Source organism: Alteromonas sp. 5NS40-0096, assembly GCF_057544385.1.
In genome coordinates this window covers 728,270-743,107 of the sequence record NZ_BAAJLQ010000002.1, presented here as the reverse complement: position 1 = coordinate 743,107, position 14,838 = coordinate 728,270, and the positions used below count along the sequence as shown (strand labels likewise).

The 14,838-nt window shown below is 46.4% G+C and carries 18 protein-coding genes; 3 read left to right on the top strand and 15 right to left on the bottom strand.

The window, feature by feature from the left end; genetic code table 11:
• Nucleotides 1-30: 30 nt before the first annotated feature.
• The 8 genes from acuI to AC27G9_RS09175 form a co-directional block, all read right to left on the bottom strand.
• Nucleotides 31-1,008: an acrylyl-CoA reductase (NADPH) gene (gene acuI / locus AC27G9_RS09210; RefSeq protein ID WP_487073325.1), complete on the bottom strand. Its 978-nt coding sequence runs from the start codon at nt 1,006-1,008 to the stop codon at nt 31-33.
• A 45-nt stretch (nt 1,009-1,053) separates the two neighbouring features.
• On the bottom strand, nt 1,054-1,686 hold the full coding sequence (acuR, locus tag AC27G9_RS09205) for an acrylate utilization transcriptional regulator AcuR (RefSeq protein WP_487073323.1): 633 nt from the start codon (nt 1,684-1,686) through the stop codon (nt 1,054-1,056).
• A 107-nt stretch (nt 1,687-1,793) separates the two neighbouring features.
• A complete protein-coding gene (locus tag AC27G9_RS09200) occupies nt 1,794-2,639 on the bottom strand; it encodes an enoyl-CoA hydratase/isomerase family protein (RefSeq protein ID WP_487073321.1) in 846 nt (281 codons plus the stop codon).
• A 116-nt stretch (nt 2,640-2,755) separates the two neighbouring features.
• Nucleotides 2,756-3,547, bottom strand: a complete 792-nt coding sequence (locus tag AC27G9_RS09195) for a CmcJ/NvfI family oxidoreductase (protein WP_487073319.1) — start codon at nt 3,545-3,547, stop codon at nt 2,756-2,758.
• 238 nt (nt 3,548-3,785) lie between these two features.
• Nucleotides 3,786-5,198 (bottom strand): coniferyl aldehyde dehydrogenase, encoded by a 1,413-nt coding sequence (locus AC27G9_RS09190; protein ID WP_487073317.1) that lies wholly within the window; start codon nt 5,196-5,198, stop codon nt 3,786-3,788.
• Nucleotides 5,199-5,415: 217 nt separating this feature from the next.
• Entirely contained in the window at nt 5,416-6,369 is a 954-nt protein-coding gene (locus AC27G9_RS09185) for a LysR family transcriptional regulator (RefSeq protein ID WP_487073315.1), read from the bottom strand.
• Nucleotides 6,370-6,385: 16 nt separating this feature from the next.
• Nucleotides 6,386-6,778 (bottom strand): hypothetical protein, encoded by a 393-nt coding sequence (locus AC27G9_RS09180; RefSeq protein ID WP_487073313.1) that lies wholly within the window; start codon nt 6,776-6,778, stop codon nt 6,386-6,388.
• 8 nt (nt 6,779-6,786) lie between these two features.
• Complete coding sequence (locus AC27G9_RS09175) at nt 6,787-7,251, bottom strand: hypothetical protein (protein ID WP_487073311.1); 465 nt, start codon at nt 7,249-7,251, stop codon at nt 6,787-6,789.
• Between the two features lie 226 nt (nt 7,252-7,477).
• Here AC27G9_RS09175 and AC27G9_RS09170 point away from each other — a divergent pair, with 226 nt between their 5' ends.
• Complete coding sequence (locus AC27G9_RS09170; RefSeq protein ID WP_487073309.1) at nt 7,478-7,831, top strand: energy transducer TonB; 354 nt, start codon at nt 7,478-7,480, stop codon at nt 7,829-7,831.
• Here the strand turns inward: AC27G9_RS09170 and AC27G9_RS09165 are convergent.
• Nucleotides 7,792-8,580: a helix-turn-helix domain-containing protein gene (locus AC27G9_RS09165; RefSeq protein WP_487073307.1), complete on the bottom strand. Its 789-nt coding sequence runs from the start codon at nt 8,578-8,580 to the stop codon at nt 7,792-7,794. The two genes, AC27G9_RS09170 and AC27G9_RS09165, sit on opposite strands and share 40 nt — an antisense overlap.
• A 2-nt stretch (nt 8,581-8,582) precedes the next feature.
• Complete coding sequence (locus tag AC27G9_RS09160) at nt 8,583-9,050, bottom strand: carboxymuconolactone decarboxylase family protein (RefSeq protein WP_487073305.1); 468 nt, start codon at nt 9,048-9,050, stop codon at nt 8,583-8,585.
• 335 nt (nt 9,051-9,385) lie between these two features.
• Between AC27G9_RS09160 and AC27G9_RS09155 the strand changes: the two genes are divergently transcribed.
• On the top strand, nt 9,386-9,805 hold the full coding sequence (locus AC27G9_RS09155; protein ID WP_487073667.1) for a type IV pilin protein: 420 nt from the start codon (nt 9,386-9,388) through the stop codon (nt 9,803-9,805).
• 30 nt (nt 9,806-9,835) lie between these two features.
• On the opposite strand, the gene AC27G9_RS09150 is transcribed toward AC27G9_RS09155, so the two are convergent.
• The 5 genes from AC27G9_RS09150 to AC27G9_RS09130 form a co-directional block, all read right to left on the bottom strand.
• Nucleotides 9,836-10,741 (bottom strand): alpha/beta fold hydrolase, encoded by a 906-nt coding sequence (locus AC27G9_RS09150; protein ID WP_487073303.1) that lies wholly within the window; start codon nt 10,739-10,741, stop codon nt 9,836-9,838.
• Between the two features lie 141 nt (nt 10,742-10,882).
• Nucleotides 10,883-11,674: a PhzF family phenazine biosynthesis protein gene (locus AC27G9_RS09145; protein ID WP_487073301.1), complete on the bottom strand. Its 792-nt coding sequence runs from the start codon at nt 11,672-11,674 to the stop codon at nt 10,883-10,885.
• Nucleotides 11,675-11,684: 10 nt separating this feature from the next.
• Nucleotides 11,685-12,104 carry a GNAT family N-acetyltransferase gene (locus tag AC27G9_RS09140; RefSeq protein WP_487073299.1) on the bottom strand — a complete coding sequence of 140 codons (420 nt, stop codon included), beginning with the start codon at nt 12,102-12,104 and terminating at the stop codon, nt 11,685-11,687.
• Nucleotides 12,105-12,141: 37 nt separating this feature from the next.
• A complete protein-coding gene (locus AC27G9_RS09135) occupies nt 12,142-12,438 on the bottom strand; it encodes a hypothetical protein (protein ID WP_487073297.1) in 297 nt (98 codons plus the stop codon).
• Between the two features lie 209 nt (nt 12,439-12,647).
• Nucleotides 12,648-13,775 (bottom strand): aldo/keto reductase, encoded by a 1,128-nt coding sequence (locus tag AC27G9_RS09130; RefSeq protein ID WP_487073295.1) that lies wholly within the window; start codon nt 13,773-13,775, stop codon nt 12,648-12,650.
• A 136-nt stretch (nt 13,776-13,911) separates the two neighbouring features.
• On the opposite strand from AC27G9_RS09130, the gene AC27G9_RS09125 reads away from it, so the two are divergent.
• Entirely contained in the window at nt 13,912-14,805 is an 894-nt protein-coding gene (locus AC27G9_RS09125; RefSeq protein ID WP_487073293.1) for a LysR family transcriptional regulator, read from the top strand.
• Nucleotides 14,806-14,838: the final 33 nt, after the last annotated feature.

Sequence of the window (14,838 nt, the reverse complement as noted above, 5' to 3'; positions counted from 1 at the left end):
CGGTTCGTTTTTTATGGTTTAACCTTGAACTTAAAGTGCGACAACAACCCTCCCCCGCACCTGACCAGCAATCAAACGCTGAGCCGTAGGAATCACTTCATCAAGTGAAATGGGCTCAGAAATTGAATCAAACCACTCAGGCTCAACAAGTTCAGCAAGTCGGTCCCAGGCTTCAATTCGGTCAGCAATTGGTCGCATCACACTGTCAATACCTAACAGTGTCACACCGCGCAAAATAAACGGGGCAACCGTACCAGGTAAATCCATGCCTTGCGCTAGACCACACGCTGCAACGACACCCGAATATTGGGTACTTGCACACGCATTCACGAGTGTATGGCTACCAACAGAATCGACAACCCCAGCCCAGCGCTCTTTGCCTAGTGGCCGTCCTGGCTCGGATAGCGTTGCCCGATCAATAACCTCAGTTGCGCCTAATGCCTTCAAATAACTCGCCTCTTCAACGCGACCGGTTGACGCCACGACTGAAAAACCTAACTTCGCCAGCAGCGCTATCGCAAAACTGCCGACACCGCCATTTGCGCCTGTAACCAGAATCTCCCCTTTGTCGGGGGTAACACCGTGTTTTTCCAAACCAAGCACACACAACATTGCGGTATAGCCAGCAGTGCCAATGCTCATCGCTTGCTGTGCACTAAATGATGACGGTAATGGTATTAGCCATTCACTTTTTAACCGCGCTTTTTGTGCAAGCCCACCACAGTGATTCTCACCCACGCCAAAGCCATTGAGTAGTACTTTGTCACCCGGAGAAAACGCAGCGGATTGGCTGCTTGTCACAGTTCCGACGAGATCAATACCAGGTACCATGGGAAAACGCCTGACCACAGGGGCCTTGCCCGTTATGGCTAGTGCATCTTTGTAATTGATAGTACTGTGCGACACATCAACTTCCACATCACCGTCAGACAACACACTTTCGTCAATTTCACTGACTGTTGCGCGGTAACCTTGTTCATCTTTCTCAATCAAAATACCGTTAAACATAAGATTCTCCAATTTAGACCGATCGTCTACTAAAAGGTAAATTTTTTATCTCGGTAGGCCGGATAAAAATTGATGTACATACTTATCTAATGGCGTAGCGCTTTGCTCTAATTTCGCGCGACTGACAGCGCCTTCCCACCCTGTCCAAAAGAATTCTGCCAATGCTTCACAGTCTGCTTCAGCTGCTATCTGCCCATGTGCTTTGGCCAAGGTTAAACACGTCGCCACCCTAGTTTGCCAAGCGTTGAATATGGCAATTAGCACAGGCCGAAAACTCTCTGGTAATTGATCAACTTCTTGACCTAAATTGCCGACTAAACACCCACGTTTAAATTGAAAACGGGCCATGCCTTGTTTGGCGTCCTCGACAAAATTCACGATTCGCTGCAATGGCGCAGCGTTTTCATCGAGTAACCACAGGTCTAATTTTTTAGCGAAGTAAACTGCGTAACTATCCAGTACGGCCAAACCAAATGCTTCTTTGCTGCTGAAGTAAAAGTAAAATGAGCCCTTGGGCACTCCAACGGTTTTCAAAATCTTATCTATGCCAGAAGACGCAAAGCCATTCTCAGTTAAATGGGCTAAACCACTGCGTATGAGTTCGGCTCGCGTATCTGCGTTTTCCCGTGCCACTTTAGGTGGCCGACCGCGGCGAGGTTTTGAAGATAATGTCGTCATAGCAACAATATAGACCGATCGTCTATTTAATTACAAGTCTCTCGACTATAAAAATGAAAAAGCCCGTAAAAACGGGCTGTGCTCTTTCTCTATTAACAAAGTAACAATTAGTTGATCTCTTGTACCTTCATCACCAAATCGTTCCAATTGCGCTGATTTTCAATATCGTGCTCTAGCCCCTGCTCATCGGCAATAGTAAAGCGCTTTATCGCTGGAGTTTTACTGGTTGCTTGATACAACCAATAGGCTTCCGCTTTCAAAGCATCATCAATCGGTTTATCAATTGACTCGTACACCGCTTGTTTACAAGCATTGATTGACTCGGCAGGAAATTGCGCAATGCGCTGGGCCAGCGCATCAACATAAGGGCCAATTTCATCGGGTTCGAACGCGCGGTTAATCGTTCCCATTTGCTCCGCTTCATCGGCGTCGAAATCCCTAGCACTCAGAATAATCTCGAGTGCTCGACCCAGACCAGTTTGTCGCGCCATTCGAGACGCCCCACCTCCACAAGGAAGAATCCCCATGCCGACTTCCATTTGCATGAATTTGAACTTTCCTCTTGCCGCAAAGCGCATATCGAGTGCTAAGGCGAGTTCGTGACCACCTCCTCTGGCGAAGCCCTCTAATTTAGCAATAGTGGCTTGCGGGACTTTGCTGATCCGTTCGCAAACAGCTTGTAAATCCAATAGTTGAGCTTCGTCACGAGACACCGCCTCTTCCGACATATCTTTTAGCAGCTCAGTATCATAGTGACACACCCAAATTTCTGGGTTAGCCGATTGAAAAACGACTACTTTAGTTTTTCTGTCGCGTTCCAAGCGCATTGCTAAGCTATTGAGATCAGCAAGCATTTCTTGGCCTTGAACGTTGACAGAGCCAAAGTCAAAAGTGACAGTCAAAATGCCACCGTCTTGCTCGGTCGAGAAAGTGGTAAATCCTTCGTATTTCATATCATACTCCCCTTGGGGTTACTGGTCATAAATAGAGGCCTTAGCGCCTCATCGTCTTATCGAACCCACCAACACGTTTTAGTGAAACGGCGTTCGATACGGTTACAAAAATCCGTCTAGTACTTATCTCGATAGCGCACTAACGTGCGAGTTTCGATGCTCTGCCTAGGCACATTCGAAGGCGATTGCCCAATGACATCCAGTGCACTGTGTGCAAGAAACGGCCGACCTTGATTATCGAAAATATTGAAAATGGCGACTTCGTCTGGTTGCATGTGGGACAAGTAGAACCACTCGTGCTGAGGATTGGCGGCAACCCCAAGTATTTGGCCTTTTCGATTGGGGTAAATCAGTTCTATATTCATCCAGTCCGCTGGCGACATAGAACTTGGGCGGATAAAGCCAAGTGGTGAGGTAAAAATTGGTTGGCCGACAGGCCGCCACACATTCACAAATGCATAGTGTCCAGCTCGATAATCGGCGGCTAGCTCTTCGCCGAGTAAATCAATTAAACGCTGTTCCGCGCCGACTTGACTGTAGTCGTTGTGAACATTGCGAGCGGGTTTTCTAATAGCGTTTTGGTCATCTATTCTCACGGTATGGTCAAAAACCATTACCTCGTCAGCTGCAATACTTGACTTAAGTAGAGGCACAATTTGGGCATTGTAAGCCCCATGCCACTGATTGTGTTGATTGAAGTCTGTTACAGAGGAAACATGCTGGCGAAAACAAATACCATCGGCTTCAAAATCCACCTGACAAGTGCGATCTCGCAGGTCATTGACTTCCACTACCGTCGGAACGAGTTCTGGCGACACTAAATTGCCATCGATACCATCCACATCAAACAAAAAGGCCTGTGGCTCATCGCGAATCACGTGGTAGTTAACGGTTGCATTGACGTTCATGTTGCTCTCCCAGACGGTATGTCAAATCACGAGAGCAAGATTAATAGTTTAGATTTTCAAGATAAACTACACAAAAACTGAATCAGAATTCGGATTTTGAATATAATTAGCACAAAAATTAAGAAATTAGTTCACCAAACACTGAGTAGAAAAGCGGGGACAACGCTGGCGTTTATTGTCTAGCAGAAAAAGTAAAGGGAGCGCTAGTCTCCCTTTTCGAGTTTGAGTTGAGGCTCGATTACCTCAACAGAAATTTACGTAATATCGAAAACATGAAATCACGATTTTTCAGAATAAAGCGGTTTTTGGGTAACCAGCTGCTGGAATACAATACAGTTTTTGCCTTTGAAAACGTCAAGAAACCTTCGTAACCGTGGTAGTGACCCATGCCTGAATTCCCCACACCACCGAACGGTGCATCGTCTGCCGCCACATGCATCGCCGAATCATTGATGGCCACGCCACCACTGTGAGTTTGGTGGATTAAGCTGTTAATCAACTGCGTGTTTTTGGACATGATGTACAGCGCCAGTGGTCGCGGTCTAGCATTGATGTGAGCAATGACGTCTTCAATATGGCGATAAGTCATCACTGGCAAGATCGAACCAAAGATTTCTTGTTTGGCAATATCCATGTCTTCTGACATATTCGATACAAGATGAGGGTAAACACGGCGCCCTTGATCTGACTCAATTGCTTTAACAGGGTGCAAACTCGCACCTTTGGCCTTCGCATCTTCCAGAAACCCTAACAACCTATTGTGCTGCCTGTCTGAAACAATATGCGTTTGTGAATTGGAACTTGAGTTATCAATATGATACTCGCGATAGCGCTGAATAAACGTATCGATAAAGTCTTGCTTACGACTTTCGTGAACAAAAACGTAATCCGGAGCGACACAAATCTGGCCAGAATTCACTGATTTCCCAACAATCAAAGCATCAACCGCAATACCCATATCAATAGTATCATCGATGATCGTAGGCGATTTGCCACCGAGCTCTAACGTGATGGGTGTCAGGTTTTTCGCTGCCGCGCCCGCAACCAACTTGCCTACTGTTGAAGACCCAGTAAAAATCAAATGATCGAAGGGTAAAGTTGAGAAAGCGGCGCCAGTCTCGGCTTCACCTTCTATGATTTTGATGTGATCAGATAATCCAGACACTATTTGCTTTAACGCCTGATTCGCATGAGGCGTAAACTCACTCATCTTAATCATCACGCGATTTCCTGCAGCGAGGGCTTGTACCGCCGGGCCCATCGACAAAAACACAGGGAAATTCCAGGGCGTAATCACGCCAACCACACCCAATGGCTGATAATGCACTTTTACTTTAGACGGTAACAGCATTAAACCCGAGTGGCGCTTAGAGGGCTTCATCCATTTTTTCAAATTTTTGATGGCGTAGTTGATGCCAGCAACGCTGGGTAGCAAGTCCGCGACTAAGGTATCAAACTCACTGCGGTAGCCGTAGTCCTGTTTTAGCGCATCGTAGACGAGTTGCTCGTTGTCGAGTATCGCCTGTTTTAGCGTTTTTAATACTGAGATACGCGCTTGATAGCTAGGAGCAGGGTTATCATTATACGCTTGCTTGAGTTCGGTGAAGTCCGCTTGTAATTGGACATCGGTTACGGATTTGCTTTCTGTCATGGTTTGCCTCACTTCGATATACCTAAATCATAAGAGGTAGTACCAGTAATGTCTATGTTGGAAAACATTACGGTAACCGACCCCTATCCATCTAGACTCAGCCACAAATTAATATGAGGCGCACTAAAAGGAATACCGATAGCATAACGACATTCAGCAATTAAAAATAATTATATATTTAACCAATAGTGGTAAAAATAACGAATAACCAACTTCATTACTCTGAGATATGTCGCGTCAATACTTGCAAAAATTTCTTAACGGTCGGGGTATTTACAGATTCTGGGCGAGTCACACAAAAACCCTGCCACAAAAGCGAGTCTGCCATGTCTAACTCAACCAGCTCCCCAGCGGCAATTTCGTCTTCAAACAGTGCTCTTGGCCCACCAGTAAAGTAGTCAGACGCTTTAACTACAGACTTAGAGATTCGATAGTTATCGCACGCAATCTTCAACAGTGTAGGTAGGCCTCGTTGTTCGAGAAAATGTGTCATCGAGGCGTTCAGCGGAGGCCCAATGCCTTTGTATGCTTTTAAGGCATCATAGGGAATCGGCGTCGGATTGGATAGTATTGGGTGGCTGGCACGAACGACAAATACGATAGCGCCTTTATTCACCTCCCTAACGACTAACTCACTGGGTAAGGTCTCTATGTCAAAAGGGCCGATTGCAATATCAATATTGCCGTCAATGACTTCTTGTTTCAGTGCGCTTGGCTCGTCGACCTTAAAAGAAATTTCGACGTCTTGGGTCTCATTTAAAAAGTCCAACAATACCGCTGGAAAGAACAACTGCTCAATAATCGGGCTGACACCGAGATGCAATGAACCGCCTTCTAAATTACTCAATAGTTCAACGTGACGGCACATGGCTTCGAGCTTCGATTGAATCTGCTTACCATGCGAAATGAGGTAACGAGTGACATCAGTAGGCACCATACCTGTACTGTGGCGATGGAACAGTTCAACCTTTAATACGTGCTCTAAACGCGATACTTTTTTACTCAATGTCGGTTGAGACATAAAAAGCACGTCAGCCGCTTTGTTGATACTGCCAGTTTCAGCTATGGTCTTGAGCAAATGAATATCAGAAACATCTAGCATAAGCAGTGGTTGGCAACTTTGTGAATCCCATCTGCCCAATATAGGTGTTTTTGGCGCTGCTTTAAACATGAATGTGGCGACCTAACTAATCGAGTGCATTGCCCTTTGATAGCCAGTCGCAATTCTCTTCTTCTCCGGGCTCTGGTAGTACATGCCCTCCTTCCATGACCCAACTCGCAGGCACCTCTATCACTTGAACGTCCAACTCTTCGTGCTCTATCGCCAATATTCGGCACAAATCGTCGACTAAGCTATTAGCTAACACTTGGTTGATGGCGCCTTCTCTGCCCTTTCTCACCGCGTAAAATAAGTGATATCGCAACGGCTCGGCCAGCGGAAAGTGCTGCCAAAAAATGACATTCACAAACGTTGGGGGCGCCCCGGTGAGCGAACAATGGGTTGTCACAATCTGTTCTGCGACTTGCTGCTGAAGCTCAGCTGACAAATCAGCGCGTGAAGATAGGGTATACAATGGCATAGACACTCCTATCGCAAGTTTGTCGTTATGCTGAAGTGGCCGGTAATTGCTCTCTTCAGCAGCATTTTGATGATTAACCTACACAAAGTACGTTTTCGTCTATTTACCGCTATCCGCGCTAATGAATACGCGGTAAATTGCGACGCTAAATCATCATCCATCACACTCAATATCACTTGGTTTTGATTGCAATTGGTATACGTCATCCATCCGCTGCATATCTCTTTCATTAGTGAGTGCCTCAGTGTATCCGCCGTGCCATTGGGCACATTCAAGGTCAGTGTGGTTGCCGAAGACGGCTGGCCAGCGATGTAAGACTGTCCTCTGGGAATAGCAACCCAAATCAGCATGACTTTTGGGGCACTGTGAAAGTAACGGTGGTAAATCGCATCGATACGTTTCGATAAGGCACTTTTGTCTGTTCGCGAAAAAGCGCCCTGTTGGTACAGACACATCAATCTGACTTTATTCATCGCCACGCTCCTCTGATGATGCTGTCAGATTACGCGCCCAATGGAATTCAGACCAATGAAGACTTTTTGTCAGTGAAACAAAGAAATGGCATAGCAAAGAGCAATGCGGCCTAACCAGACTGCAAAGGCATGAGTAGTCGACCCACGCTTCAAACCATCTATTGACTACAACTGTAATCTCACTTATAAATTACAAGCGTAATCAAAATAACAAAGGAAACTGAACATGAAGATTAGCGCTAACAAACAACTGATAGGTGTCTCTGCTTTCGCCCTGATCACGATGGCACTGTTCGCCTGGTATACGACTATCTCTGAACAAGAAACTGAGATTGTTCCCGTGGCAAGAGTCAACCCGACCTACCCCTCAGCCGCCGTTGAACAAAACCAGGAAGGTGATGTTGTACTGCGTTTCGACATCAAGCCGGATGGCACAACGGCTAACATTAGCGTTATCAACTCTGTGCACAATGGCGTGTTTGATGAGGCGGCAATAACAGCGATGAGCCAGTGGGTTTACACGCCACCAAAAGACTATATTCAAGGCGTTGAGGTTGCCCTCACATTTGCGCTTAATTGAGGCCCGCGAATTTGGGCGGGTGTATGCTGCGCAAATCGACGAAACTCTCTCGTCATATGTGCTTGGTCGCTAAAACCAAACAGCGCAGCGACGTCCGCAAGAGGATGGGATGGATACCTTTTTAAATGGGTAATCGACCGTTTCACGCGGGTGATCTGTTGGAAATGCTTGGGGGACATACCAAGCCACTGTTTGAATTGTCGCTCCAATTGACGTTGGCTCAACGGCAACTCCTGCGAAACATCGGCAAACTGTTTTCCATCACTTAAAGACAAAATGGATTGCGATAGAGAAACCGGTGGTATTTGACCCAAACAATGCTGATCAGCCCATTGAGTGAGCACATCTATGTGTTCCGCAGCATTGCTGGTACGACTCAATCGCTCGTATACCCTGTGCAAACTGAGATACAAGGGGTGTGTGGTAGAGAGCATACTGACGCGGGCTTCCATCTCCCCCAGAATACTGTAGCCAACAGCAGGATAGAAACGAACGCCTGATAAAATAGCGCCGGGCGATAACGACATTACCTGCGCACAGAGACTGTTGGGCAGCACCACAATGCCTTTGGGCACTGCTCGGCCTTGCAATACTATCCCTCCGGTAAAGTTCAATAGCACTCCGCTACCAGCGTCGCTATACAAGGTTTTATGCACGCATTTACTGCCTGTCAGTGCGGCAAACCACATGGCTTGAATACTTCTCTGAGCTCCTTGAACTGGGTGAGTTATTTCAAAATGTAATGACACAATCAATCACGCTTTTTATTCAAAATACCTATCTCAGGTTTAAATGTTTTCGCAATGCGATTCCAACTATTGATAGCGTTAATCGCAATCGTTGCGTTAATTAAGGTAGCAGACCCTAAAAATGCTTCTGTCGTTGCATAAGTGTTGTCATCGATACTCTCCCCCGCCGTTACCAACTCCGCCCAGTTTAACAACACCCTCTCTGTTTCGTTGTAGTAAGGCATAGTGCGCCAGCTGTTCAAACCGACTAATCGAAGAGGCGTTTCCCCCGCTTGTAGCAAGGCATCAGTATGCATATCGACACAAAAAGCGCACTGATTGAGTAGCGACACTCGCAGTTTAATCAACTCCCAGAGCTGCTGGTTCAGTAGATTAGACTGTTCAAACACACAAGCAAGATAAGTCTCTTGTTGCATCAATATTTTCATGGCTTCTGGTGTGTCGGTAAAGTAATTTGCTCGTGTTGTCATCGTTAATCCTCGTAAAAATATAAATCAACGATAACGAGTACTGACTCGAACTTATTGAATATTTTCGACATTTTACCGAATACCTTGTCGCCAACATACATAGGTATTACTGAGTACCTATGGCGCTTTTAAGGGGGGTGATATTGTCGAATAGTTTGTAAAAGTGGCATTCAACCTTCCTACTGTCGTCGCGTCATCACGCAGTGCTAAACAGGTTGATAGGATGAGATGACATGAAACACCAACACAGTGACATAGCGACAAACGTCGAAACTCAATGTAAAACCGACCCAGACACGGAGACCTCTCAATCAGGGTTTACGTTAATCGAGCTTATGATCGTTGTTGCAATTATTGGCATTCTAGCCGCAGTCGGCATGAATACGTATCGCGACTTTGTGCTGCGTTCACAGTTAACCGAGACAGCGTCTCAATTGGGCCAGTTCGCTAGGGCATTCGAGGCTTGGCATCGTGTACACGGCAGATATCCGAATGATAGCCACGTTGTTTTACCACCCGATGCCGTTGGGCTCGCCATAGATCCAACGGTTTGGGCAAAGCGAACGCAGCTTGGCGGGAATTGGAATTGGGAAGGGCCTGATGGCTATTCTTATGCGGGCATTTCGATCGTTGGAGCCTCAGCCCCTGAGCAGGACATTATGCAGCTTGACGCGATTTTAGATGATGGCAATCTGACGAGTGGCAAGTTTCGCAAAACGTCTAACGGCCGCTATACCTTTATCATAGATGAATAAAGGTACGCGGCTGAAATAATCTCTGTGCGCTTACTTGAGCTCGCTCAAAAATGCAGTAATTTGCTCGTTTAACCACTCTGGCTCGTCTGCCATGATGAAATGCTTTGACGTCTTCGCAAATGCCATGTGATTCCATTCTGGCGACAATGCCGTAAATTGACTTTCATAATTCGCTTGGGTTTGTTCATAGCTCACATAGGGCTGCCCTTGTGCTGGTGCTCCAATGGTCAGCGTTGGAATCGCGACGTTAGCCAAGTCCTTTCGAATATCAAATTGCATCAATTCTCCCATCGCACGGCCAGCTGTCATTGGGTCAGACCCCATCATGTCGCCAACAATTTTGTCATGCCACTCGGTATTGTTGGCCATACTTTTCGCTATCATTTTAGGGTCGAAGGCTTGCTCCGCCGCCGGCGCACTATCTCCGCTTGGGCGCTGACCAAATAACGCCCCTAGCGACGGTAAACCATCAACATTGATGGCCGCAACAACAGGCGTATTCTCATCCGTTGCCAACCACAACGACAAAAAGCCGCCAAGAGAGTGTCCTATCACCACACTCCCTTCCAACTGTTGGTTTTTGATGTACTGAGCAATCGCTCGTTTTTGATAGGCTAAAAAGCTACTACCGACTTTTTCAGGTGACGCAGCTGGTACGCCGGCAAATCCAGCCAAATTGAATACGTGAAGTTCGTAATCGTCTTTCAATGCCGCCACTGTTGAATCCCACACTGACGATGAAGAAGACAACCCTGGAATGAGTAATACTGGACGCCCTTCACCAACAACGGTGACATCAAACGCTTCATAGCGAACAGTATCGGCTTGAGTACTGACTGACGTCGACACGGGCTGGGGATCTGCGACAACCACACCAGAGCACACCGTCATGGCCACAAACAAACTTGTCTTTAACAGAGTATTGAGGTTTTTCATCTTTATTCCTTAGCGATTTCGAAAATTTAACGGGTAAAAACAGGATGAAAAAAGATTAAGAAAAACGGTATGAGGAGATAAGTGATGACTCTCATCAATTGTATGTGACAAAAGTCATCAAGGGTTTGCTGGGTGTATTGATCACACTGTGATGGTCCCTTCGAGATAGGGCACCGCAAAACCCGATACTCGCACTCGTGTTGGCGAGACGTCACAGTACAACACACCCGAACGCGAAGAGGCTTGGAGCGCAACTAATTCAACTTTACCTAGGCGTTCTGACCAAAAGGGGGCGAGCCCAGTGTGAATTGATCCCGTCACTGGATCCTCATCGCCGCCATTTGCGGGCCAAAAGTATCGAGAAACAAAGTCGTAGTCTTTCCCTTTGGCAGTGGCGACAACGTCATATGGCGCGAGCTTTTTTAGTACTTCTGGCGTTTGAACTAGTGCGTGAACATCGTCTTCATGTTGATAAACTGCGAAATAAGCTTGACCGTTTCGCAACACTTCTATCGGTGGAATCGATAATCCAGCTACCAGCTCATCTGGTACCTCTTCGAGTACAGATGGCATTCGATTGGGGAAATCCATCTCTATCCTGCCATCACTCGCTTTAGTGACTGTCATTGTGCCAACCGCTTCAGCAACAAACACAATATCCTGTTGTTGTGGGTGTGTTTCAAAGATAACCGATGCTGAAGCCAGCGTTGCATGGCCACAAAAATCGATTTCAGTAATGGGAGAAAACCAGCGGATGGCATAGCTACCATCTTGATTTTGCACCAAGAATGCCGTTTCAGATAAGTTGTTTTCCGTTGCTATTGCCTGCATTAAAGACGGGGCAAGCCAATCTTCCGTCACAATAACAGCCGCAGAGTTACCTTTAAATCGCTCTTGGGTAAAAGCGTCGACAATATTCATTTTTAGTTTCATTTGTACCCTTTCACTTGCCTGAACCAACATACTTACACATGCCATGCCCCATTGCCTGACCATCCCTTACGCGATAACCGAACGTTTCATAAAATGCTTCTTTTCCCGCCGCGGCCAGCAATCCGATAGTGGCATGCTCAGTCGCATTGTCCTCAAGGTACGCTTCGATATGTGCCATTATCTGCTTTCCTAGCCCCTGCCCTTGGTGGCTCTGCCTGACAATGACATCTTGAATGTAAAAATACATTGCGCCGTCCCCTACCACTCTGCCTGTGGCAACTAACCGCTCAGCATCATAAATCGATACCCAAAACAAACTGTTATCAATACTCTTTGCCACCACGGCACGATCGCAGTTTGCCCACCCAACGGCGTGTCGCAATGTGAGAAAGTCATCTATATGTGGCGGACGTTGTCGGATTGTTAGCATACCCTTTCCTATAACAATACTTGCCTGAAAGGGCTTGTCAGTTTCGTTCAATGGCAGGTATGGCGTAGTACGCGTCTGGGTCGGCCTGTTTGAGTGCGTTCAACGCGGCCTTTTTTTGCTTGCGATCTCGTACCGATTCGCCAAATACTTCGTAATGCAATGCTTCGATGAGTTGATTAATCTCATCATCACTGACAACCCCACTCAATCGCATAGCGTGAAGAAAGCCTTCTGTACGGTATTTTTTCTTATCGCTTGGCGTACCAACTTTTGCCAATTCAAATACCTCTCGCAATTGATGTAGCCACGATCCTACTAGCTTTTCCTTGTCCATTGCACCTACCTGAGTTTTTCCAACAAAAGAGTATTAAGGGCTTGAGCAATAAAGTATCAAGCCGTGATAGCAAAATCACTAAAAATTAGAATGACTTGTGTAGAAGCGAGTTAGCAAATTGAATATTGGTATTGGTAGCGATGGATAAATGAAAAAACGCCCGGTTAATACGTGGGCGTTTTACACACTACTTTGCTTTTTGACGCGGGCTAGCGCGAGACAATAGTCGTCCCGGTATGAATGAACTCTTGCATTTCGCTAGTGTGATAATTATAGGGTGACAGCGCTTGCGGCGTACTGACTTGTTCTAATCTCTTCAGGTGTTCGTCGCTCAAATCAAACGCTAAGGCGCTGAGGTTATCTTCCAATTGAGTTAGTTTCCTGGCGCCAATAATCGCAGATGTCACACCCTTGTGCTTAATCATCCAATTTAATGCCACTTGAGAAGGCGACTGCTCTATTTGCTGAGCGATGTCGACTAAGGCTTTCACCACAGCAACGTTCTGTGGACTAGAAAAGTTTGCGACGCTCGGGTCGGTAGTCCAAGTTTGTGTGAGACGCCCGTCACCTTGCAGTTGCCCTTGATCATCTACCGTATATTTACCGGTCAACAAACCGTTTGCCAACGGGCTCCACGCCGTGAAGCCGATATTGAAGTGATCACACATCGGTAAGAATTCATAGTCGGCATGTCGCGCAACTAAGCTGTATTGGTTTTGGATTGCAGCAATGGGGTTTCTGAAGCTTTGCTGCGACAGTACTTGCATTTTAGTGGCGTACCAAACCGGAAAATTCGACAAACCGTAATGCCTAATTTTACCCTGTTGAATCAGAGTCTCAAAGGTAGACAGTACCTCCTCCACTGGTGTAAAGCGGTCCCAATGATGTAAAAAATATAGGTCGATGTAATCGGTTTTTAATCGTTTTAACGACGCATCAACGGCATTGATGATGTGTTTACGTCCGTTGCCGCCACCATTGGGGTCATTGGCGAACTGGTTTTGCGTGCCTTTAGTCGACACGACTAGTCGATCTCGGTTACCCGCTTTATGCATGAACTCACCGAGCCACTCTTCGCTTTGTCCAGCTTGATAGATATTCGACGTATCGAAGAAGTTACCACCAGCCTCAATATAGCGAAGAAAAATTGCCTCTGCTTGTTGCTTGCCACTGGACCACGCTTCTCCCCATACTTCGCCAAAAGTACCAGCGCCATAAGCGATTGGGGACACCTTCAACCCGGTATTGCCAAGCAACCGGTAAGAGGTAAGAGAACGGATTCTCGAATCGTCTTCGACACCGGAACGAAAGGGTAAATCTTCACTTAATGCTGTCATTGAATTTTCCTCAATAATACTGACTCAACTTCTGCGCGTACCGGCAACACCTCGCGCAGGGTAAATTTCAGTGGAAACTATAGTGCGAGAGGAGATACCCTAGAAATGGATAATTTAGACTTGGCATATTGATTTCATGAATATTAATACACTGGATCTGAACCTACTGAAGGTCTTCGCCGCCATTTATGAGCATAGGAATGTCAGCAAAGCCGCAAACAGTATCGGGCTTGCGCAGTCATCAATGAGTAATGCCCTTGCTAGGTTACGCGATCAGCTTGACGACCCGCTATTTCAAAGAGCTACGGGTGGTGTTATACCAACGGTAAGAGCAGATGAGTTGGCTCCGGGCATCCGTTCAATTCTATCCAGCCTAACAGATTTGCTAGAACCCGTTACCTTCAACCCAAATGAAGTCAAAGCCGATGTTACGATTGCCGCTTCTGACAATTTAATTACTCGATTTGCCCCTGCATTGGTTAAGACGCTTTCTGACCAAGCACCTGGACTCACTCTGCATTTCGAGATATTGAACAAGCAGACCCATTTCTCGTCTCTCGATGCCAATGTGTGCCAAATCTTAGTAGGGACATTCACCACTATTCCAGCGCGTTTTTATCGTAAGCCCCTGACTCAGGAGCACTTTGTTTGTATTGCAAGGCAAGGGCATGCTCTGACTCAGCAACCCTTGTCTTTAAAACGTTATGCCGAGTCAACGCATATTCTCATGACACTGAACAAAGATAAGGTAGGAGCCGTCGACAAAACGTTGAAAGCACTGGGCTATGAGAGAAAAATCGCGATGACGTGTGCACAATTTTCGCCATTGATTGAAGTTGTTGCAAATTCAGACTACATAGCAACTATCCCCTCTTCACTGGCTGCATCAGCACAGCGAATGGGGTGTGATGTTTTCCCCTTGCCATTTGACATGCCAGTTTGGGAAACACAAGTTATCATGACACCAAAGTACTACACATCAGAATTGGGGCGATATTTGATGTCAGTATTGCAGTCCCAATTTGGTTAACTCAGCGCCAATAACTCGACTAATCGATCGCTT